This window comes from Lacibacterium aquatile, assembly GCF_042683105.1.
GTDB classification, from domain to species: domain Bacteria; phylum Pseudomonadota; class Alphaproteobacteria; order Elsterales; family Elsteraceae; genus Lacibacterium; species Lacibacterium aquatile.
The window spans coordinates 219,225-233,238 of sequence record NZ_JBHUIP010000003.1; the positions used below are offsets into that span (position 1 = coordinate 219,225).

Here is a 14,014-nt window from a genome sequence, read left to right on the forward strand (position 1 = left end):
AGCGCCCTAAGCTGCTTTGACGCTTTCGAGGAAACTGTCGACCGCCTGCCGCAAGGTTTCAGTCTGGCTACCAAGCCCATGGGCAGAACTGGCGAGGGCATCGGTGACCGAGCGGGTTTCGGCGACGTCGGTGCTCATCTCTTCCATCGAGCGGCTGACCTGATGGTTGCCGCGGGCGACCTCATTCACGTTGCGGGCAATCTCGCGCGTGGTGGCTTCCTGGGCGGCGAAGGCCTCGCTGAGCGAGCCGGTGATGCCGCTGATCGTTCCAATGGTGGTTCCGATAGCGCGGATGGCTTCGACGGCGCCGGTGGTCGAGCGCTGGATCTCTGCGATCTTCTGCCCGATCTCGTCGGTGGCGCGGGCAGTCTGGGTCGCGAGGTTCTTCACTTCGGATGCGACAACGGCAAAGCCCTTGCCTGCATCGCCCGCCCGTGCGGCTTCGATGGTGGCATTCAGGGCCAGCAGATTGGTCTGGGCCGCGATCTGGCTGATCAGCCCCACGACCTCGCCCACCTGATGGGCTTCTTCGGCCAGGGCCTGCACGACCTTGTCTGTGCGTTCGGCATCCTGCACTGCCTGGGTGGCGATTTGGGCCGAGCGCATGACTTCGCCATTGATGGTGCCGACCGATGCCGCCAGCTCTTCGGCGGCTGCCGCGACCGTCTGCACATTGATGCTCGCCTGTTCAGCGGTGGCGGCAATGGCGCTGGTGGAGGTGCTGGAGCGGTCGGTGGCACGGGCGATCTGACCCGCCGCCGTTTCGATATGATCGGCCGAGGTGGTCACGCCTGCGACCACCGTGCGGATCTGGGCATCGAAACTCCGCGCCAGCTTTTCCATCGTCTGATGTTTGGCGCGCTGTTCGGCCTGGGCATAGGTTTCCAGCAGGATCTCCAGGTCCAGGAAGGCCGCCTTGTTGTAGGCGGCAAAGATAGCGGCCCGGTCGTCCGCGCGGAACCGGCGCCGCGGCAGCTTATCGTTCAGCTCTCGCAGCAGGGCGTTTACGACCGTGCCGTGGCAGATGGAAACTGCATAGGCTGGGACGCCATGATCGTAGAAGGCACCGGCCAGCGCCTGCGCCGAAGCCATGAATCCTTCGCCCAGTTTCCCGGTCGCGACCCTCATCCAGTGCTTCAAGCGCAGCTCGTGAACGGCAGGATCCATCAATGCGTTACGGATCTCCGGCCAGGGAGTGAAATTCGCATGCAGTTTCTCAAGTAAATTCGGTAAAATTTCTTGAATGAAATTCGAGTACTTTGTAATGATTTCGATGTCTTGTTTATCAATATAGAAAACTTGAAATTTAACGTTCATGTCTTCTTTCGCGACATTCTGCGACATTTCTCGACTATCTCCAATTCTTCGTTCGAACAGAAACGCTGTTTTCCTTAAAATCTAGATCGGATGGCGAGCGGTACGCATAACGTAGTTTGTTAATCTGAAAGTCAATCTGCGTTGGGGTGAATTTATAATTTTATTCATATGCGTTATGATTTTGAATAATACCACTCGCTACTTGGGCGTGCGATGACCGACTCATCGGGAGATGTGATTGAAGTCCGCTGCTGGCTGGCATAGGCATGCAGCACCTCCAAAAAGGATCCGCGACATGCCTACAGCCTTGACGACCATCGGCCTGCTTGTGGCCTCCAACGTCTTCATGACCTTTGCCTGGTACGGCCATTTGAAGTTCAAGGAAACCTCGCTCTGGAAGGTGATCCTGATCAGTTGGGCCATCGCCTTTTTCGAATATTGCCTGCAGGTGCCTGCCAACCGCTGGGGTCATGGCACCTTTACGGCGGCTCAGCTCAAGATCATCCAGGAGGTCATCACGCTGGTGGTCTTCGCGGGCTTCTCGATCTGGTTCCTGGGGGAAAGCCTGAAATGGAACCACCTAGCCGCAGCTATGTGTCTGGTGGGTGCTGTCTATTTCGTGTTTCGCGGATAGCGGCTAGGCTGTTTTTCGATGGGGAAGAACAGTAAGCGAGCAGACATGGCCGATTCCGAAGCGCCGCGACGGGTGATCAACCTGGCTTTGCAGGGAGGCGGCGCCCATGGTGCCTTTACCTGGGGGGTGCTCGACCGGCTGTTGGAAGAACCGAACCTGGAATTCGAGGGGATCTGCGGGACCTCCGCCGGGGCCTTGAATGCCGTGGTGCTGGCGAGCGGCCTTGCACGGGGCGGGCGCGACGGTGCGCGGCAGGCGCTGGATCGCTTCTGGCATGCGATTGGCGAAGTCGGCCATATGACGCCGCTTCAGCGTTCCTTCTTCGAGCGGTTTTTTGGCCAATGGGGCATGGAGTATTCGCCAAGCTACCTGTGGTTTGACCTGATCTCGCGCATCTTCTCGCCCTATCAGTTCAATCCGATGAACTGGAACCCCCTGCGGGACGTCCTGGCCGAGGAAGTGGATTTCGCCGGGCTCAATAGCTCTGCCGGGCCCAAGCTTTTCATCTGCGCGACCAACGTGCGCACCGGCAAGGTCAAGGTGTTCGAGCGGCAGGAACTGACCGTCGATATGCTGCTGGCGTCGGCCTGTCTGCCGTTCCTGTTCCAGACGGTCTATGTGGATGGCGAGCCCTATTGGGACGGCGGCTACATGGGCAATCCGGCGATCTTCCCGTTGATCTACGGGTGCGAGACGCCGGATGTGATGATCGTGCAGATCAACCCGATCCATACCGAAAATGTCCCGACGTCGGCACCGGAAATCATGGATCGGGTGAATGAGATCAGCTTCAACTCCTCGCTGATGCGCGAGATGCGGGCGATCCACTTCGTCACGAAACTGATCGAAGCGGGCAAGCTGGATGGCGGGCTCTATAAGAAGATGAATATGCACATGATCGAAGCTTCGGCGGAGATGGGCGGTCTCGGGGCTTCGTCAAAGCTCATCGTTGAGCCGCAATTCCTCTGTTACCTTCGCGATATCGGACGTCAGGCGGCGGATCGCTGGCTGATTGAAAACGGGGACCGGATCAATAGGGAATCGACCCTCGATCTGGTCTCGGCCTTTTTTTAGGAATGCGCTTGATGCAAGGGATCGACCTGCTCGCCTTCGATGCCGACGACACGCTGTGGCATAACGAGAATTTCTTCGCCGCCACCCAGGAGCGGTTGATCAGTCTGCTGGCACCCTACGCTCCTGATGGGATTGATCTCAAACACCGCCTGGACGATGTGGAGCGGCGCAACCTGGCCCACTTCGGTTATGGGGTGAAGGGCTTCACTCTGTCGATGGTGGAAACTGCGCTCGATGTAACCGAAGGCCGCGTACCGACCGCGCTTATATCCGCCATCCTGGAACTGGGTAAAGAGATGATGGCCCATCCAGTGGACCTGTTGCCGGATGTGGCGGAAACGCTTGCGATTTTGTCGGAGCGTTATCGGATGATCCTGGTGACCAAGGGCGATCTTTTCCATCAGGAAAGCAAGGTCGCGCGCTCCGGCCTCGCCGATCTGTTCCAGGCGATCGAGATCGTTTCGGAAAAGGACGCGCCGACCTATGCCCGTGTCCTGCGGCGCCAGAAGGTCGAGCCGGAATCCTGTCTGATGATCGGCAATTCGGTTAAGTCCGATATTCTGCCGGTGCTGGCCTTGGGCGGCTGGGCGGCGCATGTGCCCTATGAAATCGACTGGACGCTGGAGGCGGCAGTGCTGCCGGATAATCATCCCCGTCTGCTGCGCCTCGACCGGGTATCGGACCTGCTGTCGATTCTGCCGCATACCCGCTGAGAGTCCCCGGCAGAATCTGCCGTAATAAAAGCGTGACGCTTCTAATGGATTGATTCTATTGATTCTGGGAATTGGCCCGCCGTTTGCTTTTATAAGTGGCGTAGTTCTCCAATCTACCGCTCGAAGCGGGAGGTTTTTCAGATGTCGATGGTTCTGCAGATCAATCCGAATGACGACAGCCCGCTGAGCAGCGCGCGCTGGGTTCCGGCGTCTGAAGCCAAAAAGAACGGGTTGGAGACCGTTGCGTCCAGTGCGAGCGGCGATGGGAAGACCTTTTTCTCGGAAGAAGGTCTGACCTTCGACGACGTGCTGGATATGGTGAACCCGCTTCATCATCTGCCGATCATCGGCCCCATCTATCGCGAATTGACCGGGGATACCCTATCGCCAGGTGCGCGTTTGATCGGTGGCACGCTGTTTGGCGGGCCGGTCGGACTTGTCGCTTCTGCCATGGAACTCGGCGTCCAGGAAGAATTTGGCCGTGATCCGGGTGGCATGCTGATCGCCGCCATCAAGGGCGAGGATATTGCCCCGAATTATGCACCCGATGCCGTTCTGGTCGGCGAAGCGGTGCCGACGGGCGATGCGACCCAGATAGCGGCACCCGCCGCGCCAGCTGCCGCCATTGAATCTGTTCCGCTTGGCGCTCCGATCCCGCTTACGGCTGCTGCACCGGCCGCGGCGCCCGCTCCCATGATTGCCCAGCCTGTCACGATTACGCCTGCCAGCGGCAGTGTCGGCTTCAACGGCCGTGCGCCCAGTGCCGCCCAGCCGACGGCTACGGCTACCTCCTCCGGCTTCGGCCCCAGCGCTCAGCTGCCGCCGAACTCGACTGGTTTGCTGACGTCCTCGGGCCTGCCGTCCGCAGGTTCGGTGACCCCGGCTCTGACCATGGTCCAGACCCAGAACCCGATGCAGCAGGATCCGATGGCCAAGATGACCGGCAATGCCGGTATCGCCGCTTATCAGAACTCCCGCGAAGCGCCCGCCGCTGCTGGTCAGCAGGCCGTGCAGCCTGCAGTTCAGACTGCCGCCGATGGTCAGCGCTGGTTCGATCTGCCTGCCAACCGCGCTCCCGTCCGCCTCGCGACCACGGTGCCGCCGGTCATCCAGAACCCGAATGTCGGCACCGCCAACACCGCTCCCGCTCAACTGGGTGGCGAGCCTCTGGGCGCCCAGGTGCTGAACCCAATTGCTCCGAGTGCAACGCCGGGCACGGTCAACGACAGCATGCGTTCGGCTCTCGACAAGTACGACGCGCTGGTCCGCAGCCGTAAGGGTGCGGCGGTCAATCAGGCTTCGTAAGGCCCAGACTCAATGGCCTTGAGTGATGAGGCCATTGCGCGCTATGCCCGCCATCTGGTGCTGCCGGAGATCGGCGGACCGGGTCAGCAGCGCCTGTTATCCTCCAAAGTTCTTCTGATCGGCGCTGGCGGTATCGGATCGCCTGCCGCGCTCTATCTGGCAGCAGCCGGAGTGGGGCGTCTGGGGATCGTCGATGATGATCACATCGACCTCTCGAACCTGCAGCGGCAAATTCTGCACACCACCGACCGTATCGGCAGCTTAAAGACCGACAGCGCGGCTGAAGGGCTACGAGCGGTCAATCCGTCGGTCATGCTGGATCTGTTCCCCGAGCGCTTGGATGCGGCGCGGGCGAGCGCGATCATTCCAGGCTACGATCTGGTGCTGGATGGCACCGACAATGGATCGACGCGGCGTCTGGTTGCCCAGGCAGCCCAGGCGGCGGGTAAGCCGCTTGTCTCGGCAGCGGCCATCCAGTTCTCGGGTCAACTGACGGTCTTCAAACCCTATCTCGGGCGTCCGCACCCTTGTTTTTCCTGCCTGCATGCAAGTCTGCCGGGGGAAGAGAACTGCACCACGCTCGGTGTTCTGGGCGCCGCCGTAGGGGTGGTCGGCAGTTTGGCCGCAGTAGAGGCGGTGAAAGAGTTGCTGGGTATTGGCGACAGCCTGTCGGGCACTTTGCTGCTCTATGATGCGCTCGATGCCGCCATGACCCGCATCCGGCTGCCGCGTCGCAAGAACTGCCCGGACTGCGGCGGTTAAGCCCTTAGCCTTTCCAGCGCCGACTGCAGGTCGCGGGCAAGGCGGGCGCGTTCGTCCGACGACAGGAAATCACCTAGCGCGGTGGCTTTGCCGTGGGTCCAGAGCCGCAGGCGCGATGCTGCATCCTGCCGCTCCTCCAGTTCCACCCGGATCCAATAGGGCGGCAGGTCGGCCGTGGTGCGGGCGCCATAGATATCGACCCGCTCGATGGAGAGGTTTCCGGCGGTCAGGCGAACCTGTTCATGGCAGCGGGCGGCCCGGTAGTTGATCTTGAAGGCCCAATAGATCAGCAGCACATCGACGCCCAGGAACCCGATGACCGGCCAGGCACCGATGGCATAGAAGGCGAGCCCAGCCCCAAAGCTGACCATCGCAATGGCAAGCATCAAAAGGCGGAACCGCGCCACCTCCAGCGACCGGTGGGGACGCAGCAGGGCGTTGAAAAGCACGGGCTCGGATATCGCTTCCATCGCGTCTCTCTTGCCAAGCGGGCAATCACGTCATGATATGGCCGCTCCCGTGACGCGGTAAAGACCGGACACCTATGCCAGCCCCAAAGCCAGCCCCCCTCAAAGAACCTGTTGCCAAGCCCATGAAGCCCGACGCCGTGCGCGCCTTCATCGCGCGTCTGGCCGAGATCAATCCCGAACCTAAGACGGAGCTGGAGTTCGTCAACGCCTATACGCTGCTGGTCGCGGTGGCGCTGAGTGCCCAGGCGACCGATGTCGGGGTCAATCGGGCAACCCGCCCGCTGTTCGCCCTGGTCGATACGCCGCAGAAGATGCTGGCCCTGGGCGAGGAAAAGCTGCGCGACTACATCAAGACCATCGGCCTCTTCAATACCAAGGCCAAGAACGTGATGGCCCTGTCGCAGATCCTGGTCGACCGTCATGGCGGCGAGGTGCCGGAGGATCGCGAGGCGCTGGAGGCCTTGCCCGGCGTCGGTCGCAAGACGGCGAACGTCGTGCTGAATGTCGCCTTCGGCCAGTCGACGATGGCGGTGGACACGCATATCTTCCGACTGGGTAACCGCACGGGTATAGCGCCCGGCAAGACCACGCTGGCGGTGGAACTGGGATTGCTGAAACGGCTGCCGCCTGAATATTTGCGGGACAGTCACCATTGGCTGATCCTGCATGGACGCTATATCTGCAAGGCGCGTAAGCCCGACTGCAATCGCTGTCCGGTTTACGAGCCTTGCAATTTCCCCGACAAGGCGCGCTATCGAACCGCTTGATCGACCTTCCCGAAGGGCGCTACATCCGCGTCCAAGAGTTTCCAGCCCAACACGAGGCCAAGATGACCGACTTCCCCAACCCCGAAGATCTGACGGGCTTTGACGAGATTCGCCGCCTGATGCGCGAATTGCCCGGTCCGGATCTGGAAGCGGCCAGCGCCGTCGCCACCCGTGAAGCTCAATTGACCAAGCCCGCTGGCGCCCTGGGGCGCCTGGAAGAGATTACCCAGTGGCTCGCCACTTGGCAGGGGCGTAAGCAGCCCCGCATCAATCGCCCGCGCATCGCGGTCTTTGCCGCCAACCACGGCGTCGCAGCCCAGGGCGTTTCGGCCTATCCGTCCAGCGTTACCCGGCAGATGGTGGATAATTTCCTTCAGGGCGGCGCGGCGGTTAACCAGCTGGTCGGCACCATCGATGGCGACCTGCGGGTCTATGAGCTCGACCTCGACAATCCGACCGCCGACTTCACGGTGGAAGCGGCGATGAGCGAAGCCGCCTGCGCCCAGGCCATGGCCTACGGCATGATGGCGGTCGAAGCTGGCATCGACGTGCTGGGCCTGGGCGAGATGGGTATCGGCAATACGACCAGCGCTGCCGCCCTGTGCCTCGGGCTGTTCGGCGGCACGGCCGAAGAATGGGTCGGACCTGGGACGGGCGTCAGTGGCGAAGCTCTGGCCCGCAAGATTGCGGTGGTCGATAAGGCCTATGCGCTGCACAAGGATGCTTGCGGCAAGGATGCCCTGAAGTGGCTGGCCGCCGTGGGCGGGCTGGAACTGGCTGCGATTGCCGGTGCCGTGCTGGCGGCGCGTCTTGCCAAGACGCCGGTGCTGCTGGACGGCTTCGTCTCCACCGCAGCGGCGGCGGTGGTTTATGCCATCGATCCGCGGGCGCTCGACCATTGCCTCGTCGCCCATGTCTCGGCCGAACCGGGGCACCGGCGTCTGATCGCCAAGATCGGCCAGGAGCCGCTGCTGGATCTCGGCATGCGTCTGGGCGAAGGATCCGGCGCGGCGGTTGCCGTTTCCCTGCTGCGCGCGGCAGCGACCTGCCATTCCGGCATGGCGACCTTCGGTCAGGCGGGCGTTTCGGGGCCGGTGTAAACGGCTTCAAGTAGCGCAAAGCGCGATAGGCCGACGTCAAAGCTAAGGCGTGTACCGAACCTTGCGGCCATGGGGGTCGGCGACGGCGAGGCGGCGCATGGTCCCCTCGGGCCAGAGGTTCATCAGCACCTCATAGCCGCCCGCGCCGTCCTGCTCGAACCGGACATAGGCCAGTGGCTGGTCTTTCGACGCTTCGGCGGCGGCCTTGGCAATTGAGGTTTGCACAGCGGTCCGGGCGGCGCCGGGCAGGTATTGCCACATCACCGAATGGAAGATGATGGCCAGATGCCCCGGTTTTCGGGCGGGCAACCGTTCGGCAAGCCAACTCCCGGCATCCTGCGCGACGATCTCCGGGGCTTCGTCCGCCACGATCTCGGCGGCGGTGAAAAGCCGGGCGAGCCGTTCGGGCTGATCGGCCCAGATATATGCGGCCAGCCGCTCAAGCGCGCCGGGATCGGTGATGTCGATGGGCAGGACATCGCAGCCTTGCCGGTGCGTGACCTCCACCGGTGCCTCCGGCGGTGGCGGGCCGCTCCAGTCTGTCGTGAGCGTCAGTGGGCTGTCGCCTTCACCCCGCACCCAATCAGGCCCCTGATACCGATAGCGATCCCAGCAGAGATTGAGGCCCGCGCTCGCACCGATCTCGTAAAGGTCGATGGGCAGGGGATAGGCGGCGGCGGCAGTCAGAAAAGCGGGCAGCATCGCCATCGACCGGCGGACTTCGTTGGTCTGGGGCGGTCCCGACAGAAACTCGGCCCAGATCGCATCATGGCTGGTCATGGCCGCCTGGAGCGCGGCTTTCAAGCGGCCTTCGTCCCCGAGCGGCGGATAGAGATTGGCAAGAGCAGGGTCGAGGCCGGTGCGGGCCAGGTGATGCAGGCCTCCCGCGACCCGCAAGGCCAGGGCGCCGGCTACAGGGTCGCCGCTCCACCCCGAAAGCCGTTGCACGGTTGGGCCGCCGTCCGAGAGATCGGCGATCAGATGATCCAGAACCACGCCGGTAAAAGGCGAATCGAGGTTTCGGCACCAGTCGGCCTGTAGGCGAAAGGCATCGATAATCTGGGTCCGCATCCTGCCTCCACAAGCATTACTTGGCTCGAAGTGCCACGAATCATGCCTGTTTTTCGAAGACTTGGCCGCAATTTATTTAACCACGACCAGGGATTAGCGGGTGACGATACAGTCGAGGCCGGTCTTTTTGATGCCGCTACAGTGCTTCTCCGCCTCGCTCTTCTCGTAACTGCCGCCCAGATATATGCGCCAGGGGCCGCTGGGGCCGACGGGTTCGACAGCAATGGTGCGGTCGCCGACGATGTCGGGCGCCCGGTCGCGATAGGCCGCCAGGGTTCCAGGAAGGGAGCTCTCCTTCGACAGCACAGCAAAACGCACCCGCCAGCCGTTGCCGGAGCTGGATGGAGTCGCTACAGCGGGTGGCGCCGCCACCGCAGGGAGAAGGGCAGGGCTCGGTGCCGGGCGGGTAGGTGTCGGCAGTGCTGCGGCTAGGGGTGTCGGTGCTGATGCCGTTGGCACCGGCGCAGCCAAGGCCGATGTGACTGGCGGCGGAGAAGGAAGGCGCTCCGGCGCGATGGGGGCGCTTCCTGGACGGATCAGGGTTACCGGCGACGTCGGCAGGGGGGCACTGGGTGGCAGGGCGGCTAGATCCACTGTCACGGCTTCGCGCGCGAAGGGCGGCGGAGCCAGCAGGGGCAGGGACGGTTGTGCCGCGCCATCGGTGACGATACGCGGTTGCCAGCCGGGTTGCTGGCGTGCGCGCTGATGATCCGCTTCAAGGGCCTGGGCCGGTGTCGGCGGTGGCGGCAGTTGCACCAGGGCCGCGACCGGCGGTGGCGGAGCCGAAAGGGTGGGGGCTGCGGGGGTAGGTGCCGGGACAGCTGGCACCGGGATAACTGACGGCATAGCAGCCGGAGCAGTCGGCGCGGGAGCAGTCGCTTCGGAAACGGCGGTCGCGGGCGGTGCTGCCAGCGGAACCGGCGTCACGGCGGTCGGTGCGGATGCCAGCGGAATGGGAGTTACCGGAACAGGCGTTGCAGCAGCTTGCGAGGGCGGCGGAGGTGTCTGAGGTGCGGGTGCGACTCCGCCATCCCGTGAGGGAACCACGGGACGGCTGATGCTGGCGGATAGCATTTCCCCGATGGAAGGGCTGCTGGCGGTCACGGGCGGAGCTGCTGGCGCGGGAGCTGGCGGTTCAGGCGCAATGACCGGGGCGGGCACTACGGCAGCAGGGGGCTTTGGCGGCATAACCCCAGGCTCCGGCGGTGGGGGGGGGAGTTGCGCCGTCACGGGAGGCGGTGGTGGAGGAGCCAGCGGTGCGCTCGTGACCATTCGAGGCGCCGCCAGAGCGGGAGCGACCGGCGGCGGTGCCATCTCCAGGGGGGGCGAGGGCGGTGCAGGTGGTTCGACCAAGGCCGCAACCACAGGCGCGCTGGGGGCCGCGACCGGCGGCGGTGCCGGGGCGGCGGTTACAGGAGCGGGAGCGGCCGGAATAGCCGCGGCGGGCGGTGTTGCTTCCGCTGGTGGCGTATCGGGGATAGTGCCCAATTGAGCGAGGGCCGCCCCGGCATTCACATGCCCGGCGTTCTGCGCCAGGGCCAGCCATTGGCGGGCCCCTTCCTTGTTCGGGCGGGCGCTGTCGCCCCAGCCAAGCGCAAGGCCAAGCTGATATTGCGCTTCGATATGCCCCTGTTCGGCAGCCTTGCCGAGCCACAGCCGCGCCTCGGCCGGATTGCGCATGGCCTGGGGGCCGTTGGCGGATGCCAGCAACCCTAACTGATATTGTGCTTCCTTGTCGCCCCGCGCCGCCTGGGGTCGCCAGAGCCGGGAGGCGCGCTCGTAATCCTGCTTCGACAGCGCGTCGAGCGCGGCGAAATTCGGATCATTTGCGGCAGGGGGCGCAGCCGGAGAGCGGCTTGGGGGCTTGGGGGCCTGCGCCAGGGCAACCACGGGCAGAACCAGTGCAAAAGCGATCGCCAGGAACTTCATTCGGCGGCGCCTTTCAGGGCGCGGGCAGCGGGTTTAGCGGCGGTGGGTACCGGAGTTGGTTGCAGGGCCGCCAGCAGGGCCGTGCGGATATCGTCGATCTTATCGGGACGGTCGATCTTCAAACCGAAAATATCCTTCACATAGAAGACGTCCACCACCTTCTCGCCATAGGTCATGATCTTGGCGCCGCCGATCTGCAGGTTCTGGCGGGTGATGGTGCGGCCCAGATCGTGCAGCAGGCCGGGTCGATCACGGCCGTTGATCTCGATGACGGTATGGGTGGCGCTGGCCTTATTGTCGATCAGCACACGCGGTCGCACGGTAAAGATGGCGGCGCGGGCAGGGCCGCTTTTCAGATTGGCGAGATCGCCCAGGCTACGCAGGCTGCCCGACAGCGCCTGTTCGATGAGGACGGCCAGCCGCGCCAGCCTGTCTGGCCGCTCGAAAGCGCCGCCCTCGGTATCCTGGATCGAGAAACTGTCGAGCACCATGCTGTTGGTCAGGGTGAAGATATGGGCGTCGACGATGTTCGCTCCCGCCAGTGCCAGGGCGCCTGCGATGGCTGCGAACAGGCCCGGATGGTCGCCGGTATAGATGGTGACATCCGTGATGCCACGATGGGTATCGACGCGGGTATCGATGGAGAGCGGCGCGCGATCCTGCATGGCGCGCTTCACCAGCCGGGCATGGCGCAGGATCGCGCCGGGATCAGTGGTCAGGAAATAGGCGCGGGTGCCGAGAGCCAGGAACTGATCGACCTCTGCCGAGGTGAAGTCCGTCAGGTCGGCCCGCAGCTGTTCCTGCACGGCCGAGAGGCGTCGTTCCGTCCCACTGGTTTTTTCGGCCACATCGCCGCCCGCCATCTTGTCGGCTGCCAGATGATACAGCTCGCGCAGCAGCCCGGCTTTCCAAGCGTTCCAGACCTTCGGCCCCACCGCGCGGATATCGACGACGGTCAGGACCAGCAGCAGCTTCAGCCGTTCGGGCGACTGCACCAGCTCGACAAAATCGCTGATCGTCTTGGGGTCCTGCAGATCGCGGCGGAAAGCTGTGTTGGACATGGCCAGATGCCAGCGCACCAGCCAGGCGACCGTCTCGGTCTCTTCCTCGCTCAACCCAAAGCGTGGCCCCAGCTTATAGGCGACCTGTTCCCCCAGGACCGAATGATCGCCGCCGCGCCCTTTGGCGATGTCATGCAGCAGCACGGCGACATAGAGCGCCCGGCGCGATAGCAGCTTGGGCATCAGGGACGACGCCAGCGGCAGCTCGTCCGTCAGCAGTTGCTGTTCGATCCGGGCGAGGATCCCGATGGCGAAGATCGTATGCTCATCGACCGTATACACATGATACATGTCGAACTGCATCTGGGCGACGACGCGGCCGAAATCCGGCACGAACCGGCCCAGCACGCCTGCCTCGTTCAAGCGGCGCAGGGTGTTCTCCGGATCGTTCTTCGACGTGAGGATTTCCAGGAACAGGCGATTCGCTTCGGGATTAGCGCGCAGATCCGCGTCGATCTTCTTGAGGTTTTGGTGGATCAGCCGCAGGGCGGTCGGATGGATATCGAAGCCGGTGCGGTCGCTTTCCCAGAACAGGCGCAGGATATTGACCGGATCGGTCAGAAAAGCCTCGGGGCTGCCGACCGACAGCCGGTCCCCTTCGACCACAAAACCATGGGCTTCGCGCGACCGGGGCGAAAAGAAGCGCGACAGGCCGCCGAACCGCGGTTTGCGTCTTTGTTCAGCTTCCAGGGCGGCGCAGAAGATGCGGGTCAGATCGCCGATATCCTTGGCGACCAGGAAATAATGCTTCATGAAGCGCTCGACCCCCTTGGAGGTCGTGCGATCCGAATAGCCTAGGCGTCGGGCGATCTCCGGCTGGACGTCGAAGGTCAGGCGTTCCTCGGCGCGGTCGGCGATGTAATGCAGGGTGAAGCGGACTTCCCACAGGAAGGCTTCGGCCTTGATGAAGCGGTTGGCTTCGGCGCGGGACAGCACGCCCTTGGCTGTCAGGGCTTCGACGCTATCGACGCGATAGGCGTATTTGGCGATCCAGAACAGGGTATGGAGATCGCGCAGGCCGCCCTTACCCTCCTTGATATTCGGCTCGACCACATAGCGGCTGTCACCCATGCGAGCATGGCGGGCGTCGCGCTCGGCCAGTTTGGCTTCGACAAAATCGCGGCTGGTCCCGGCCACCACCTCGGCATCGAAGCGGGTCTTCAGTTCGGTGAAGAGGGACTCGTCACCCCAGAGATAGCGGGATTCCAGCAGGGCGGTGCGGATGGTCACATCGCTGCGCGCCATCCGCAGGCATTCGTCCACCGACCGTGTGGCATGGCCGACCTTCAGCCCCAGATCCCAGAGGATATAGAGCATATGCTCGACGATCTGCTCGCCCATCGGCGTCTGCTTGTAGGGCAGCAGGAACAGCAGATCGACGTCGGACTGCGGCGCCAGTTCCCCACGACCATAGCCGCCGACGGCCACAATGCTCAGGCGCTCGGACTGGGTGGGGTTGGCGACCCGGTAAACCCGCGTCGTCGTGTCGTCATAAAGCAGGCGGATAAGTTGATCGACGAGGTAGGTCAGATCGCGGCTGGCGACCCGGCCGCCGCTACCTGCCTCGAACCGTTGTTTGACCTCGGCCCGCCCGGCGGCCAAAGCCGCTTTCAGGACGGCCAGAATCTCCGGGCGGCGCTTCTCCGGCGGCAACTCGGGCGATAGCGCGGCCAACTGAGCGTCGATGTCGCGGCGGCTGATGATCTGACGGCGATTGAGAGGCAAGTGGGACATGGGTGCAACCTTACCTCACGGCAGCGCCGCGCTCCAACGAAGAGAAGGGGGCGGCAAATAAGATGGGGCCTCTTCGC

Annotated in this window: 12 protein-coding genes; 7 read left to right on the plus strand and 5 right to left on the minus strand. The window is 63.4% G+C overall.

The annotated features are described in order from the left end of the window. Window positions 1–6: 6 nt before the first annotated feature. Window positions 7–1,344, minus strand: a complete 1,338-nt coding sequence (locus tag ACFSM5_RS02990; RefSeq protein WP_379874751.1) for a methyl-accepting chemotaxis protein — start codon at window positions 1,342–1,344, stop codon at window positions 7–9. 268 nt (window positions 1,345–1,612) lie between these two features. On the opposite strand from ACFSM5_RS02990, the gene ACFSM5_RS02995 reads away from it, so the two are divergent. The 5 genes from ACFSM5_RS02995 to ACFSM5_RS03015 all read left to right on the plus strand — a co-directional run bounded on the left by ACFSM5_RS02995 (window position 1,613) and on the right by ACFSM5_RS03015 (window position 5,805). Continuing rightward, window positions 1,613–1,951, plus strand: coding sequence for a DMT family protein (locus tag ACFSM5_RS02995; protein WP_379874752.1), 339 nt, complete (start codon window positions 1,613–1,615; stop codon window positions 1,949–1,951). 45 nt (window positions 1,952–1,996) lie between these two features. Further along, on the plus strand, window positions 1,997–3,025 hold the full coding sequence (locus ACFSM5_RS03000) for a patatin-like phospholipase family protein (RefSeq protein ID WP_379874753.1): 1,029 nt from the start codon (window positions 1,997–1,999) through the stop codon (window positions 3,023–3,025). Window positions 3,026–3,036: 11 nt separating this feature from the next. Beyond that, complete coding sequence (locus ACFSM5_RS03005; protein WP_379874754.1) at window positions 3,037–3,738, plus strand: HAD family hydrolase; 702 nt, start codon at window positions 3,037–3,039, stop codon at window positions 3,736–3,738. Window positions 3,739–3,879: 141 nt separating this feature from the next. Next, on the plus strand, window positions 3,880–5,043 hold the full coding sequence (locus ACFSM5_RS03010; protein WP_379874755.1) for a hypothetical protein: 1,164 nt from the start codon (window positions 3,880–3,882) through the stop codon (window positions 5,041–5,043). 12 nt (window positions 5,044–5,055) lie between these two features. Continuing rightward, window positions 5,056–5,805 (plus strand): HesA/MoeB/ThiF family protein, encoded by a 750-nt coding sequence (locus ACFSM5_RS03015; protein WP_379874756.1) that lies wholly within the window; start codon window positions 5,056–5,058, stop codon window positions 5,803–5,805. Here the strand turns inward: ACFSM5_RS03015 and ACFSM5_RS03020 are convergent. Further along, window positions 5,802–6,275 (minus strand): DUF2244 domain-containing protein, encoded by a 474-nt coding sequence (locus ACFSM5_RS03020; protein WP_379874757.1) that lies wholly within the window; start codon window positions 6,273–6,275, stop codon window positions 5,802–5,804. The two genes, ACFSM5_RS03015 and ACFSM5_RS03020, sit on opposite strands and share 4 nt — an antisense overlap. A gap of 122 nt (window positions 6,276–6,397) precedes the next feature. Between ACFSM5_RS03020 and nth the strand changes: the two genes are divergently transcribed. Both nth and cobT read left to right on the plus strand, forming a co-directional pair. Further along, the gene (gene nth / locus ACFSM5_RS03025; protein ID WP_379874758.1) at window positions 6,398–7,042 is read left to right on the plus strand and encodes an endonuclease III; all 645 of its coding nucleotides are present in this window, start codon (window positions 6,398–6,400) and stop codon (window positions 7,040–7,042) included. A 62-nt stretch (window positions 7,043–7,104) separates the two neighbouring features. Further along, complete coding sequence (gene cobT, locus ACFSM5_RS03030) at window positions 7,105–8,142, plus strand: nicotinate-nucleotide--dimethylbenzimidazole phosphoribosyltransferase (RefSeq protein ID WP_379874759.1); 1,038 nt, start codon at window positions 7,105–7,107, stop codon at window positions 8,140–8,142. 42 nt (window positions 8,143–8,184) lie between these two features. On the opposite strand, the gene ACFSM5_RS03035 is transcribed toward cobT, so the two are convergent. The 3 genes from ACFSM5_RS03035 to ACFSM5_RS03045 form a co-directional block, all read right to left on the minus strand. After that, window positions 8,185–9,213, minus strand: coding sequence for a DUF2332 domain-containing protein (locus tag ACFSM5_RS03035; RefSeq protein ID WP_379874760.1), 1,029 nt, complete (start codon window positions 9,211–9,213; stop codon window positions 8,185–8,187). A gap of 93 nt (window positions 9,214–9,306) precedes the next feature. Beyond that, complete coding sequence (locus ACFSM5_RS03040; protein ID WP_379874761.1) at window positions 9,307–11,142, minus strand: hypothetical protein; 1,836 nt, start codon at window positions 11,140–11,142, stop codon at window positions 9,307–9,309. Beyond that, window positions 11,139–13,937 (minus strand): [protein-PII] uridylyltransferase, encoded by a 2,799-nt coding sequence (locus tag ACFSM5_RS03045; protein WP_379874762.1) that lies wholly within the window; start codon window positions 13,935–13,937, stop codon window positions 11,139–11,141. The genes ACFSM5_RS03040 and ACFSM5_RS03045 overlap by 4 nt, the downstream gene beginning before the upstream one ends. Between the last annotated feature and the right edge of the window lie 77 nt (window positions 13,938–14,014).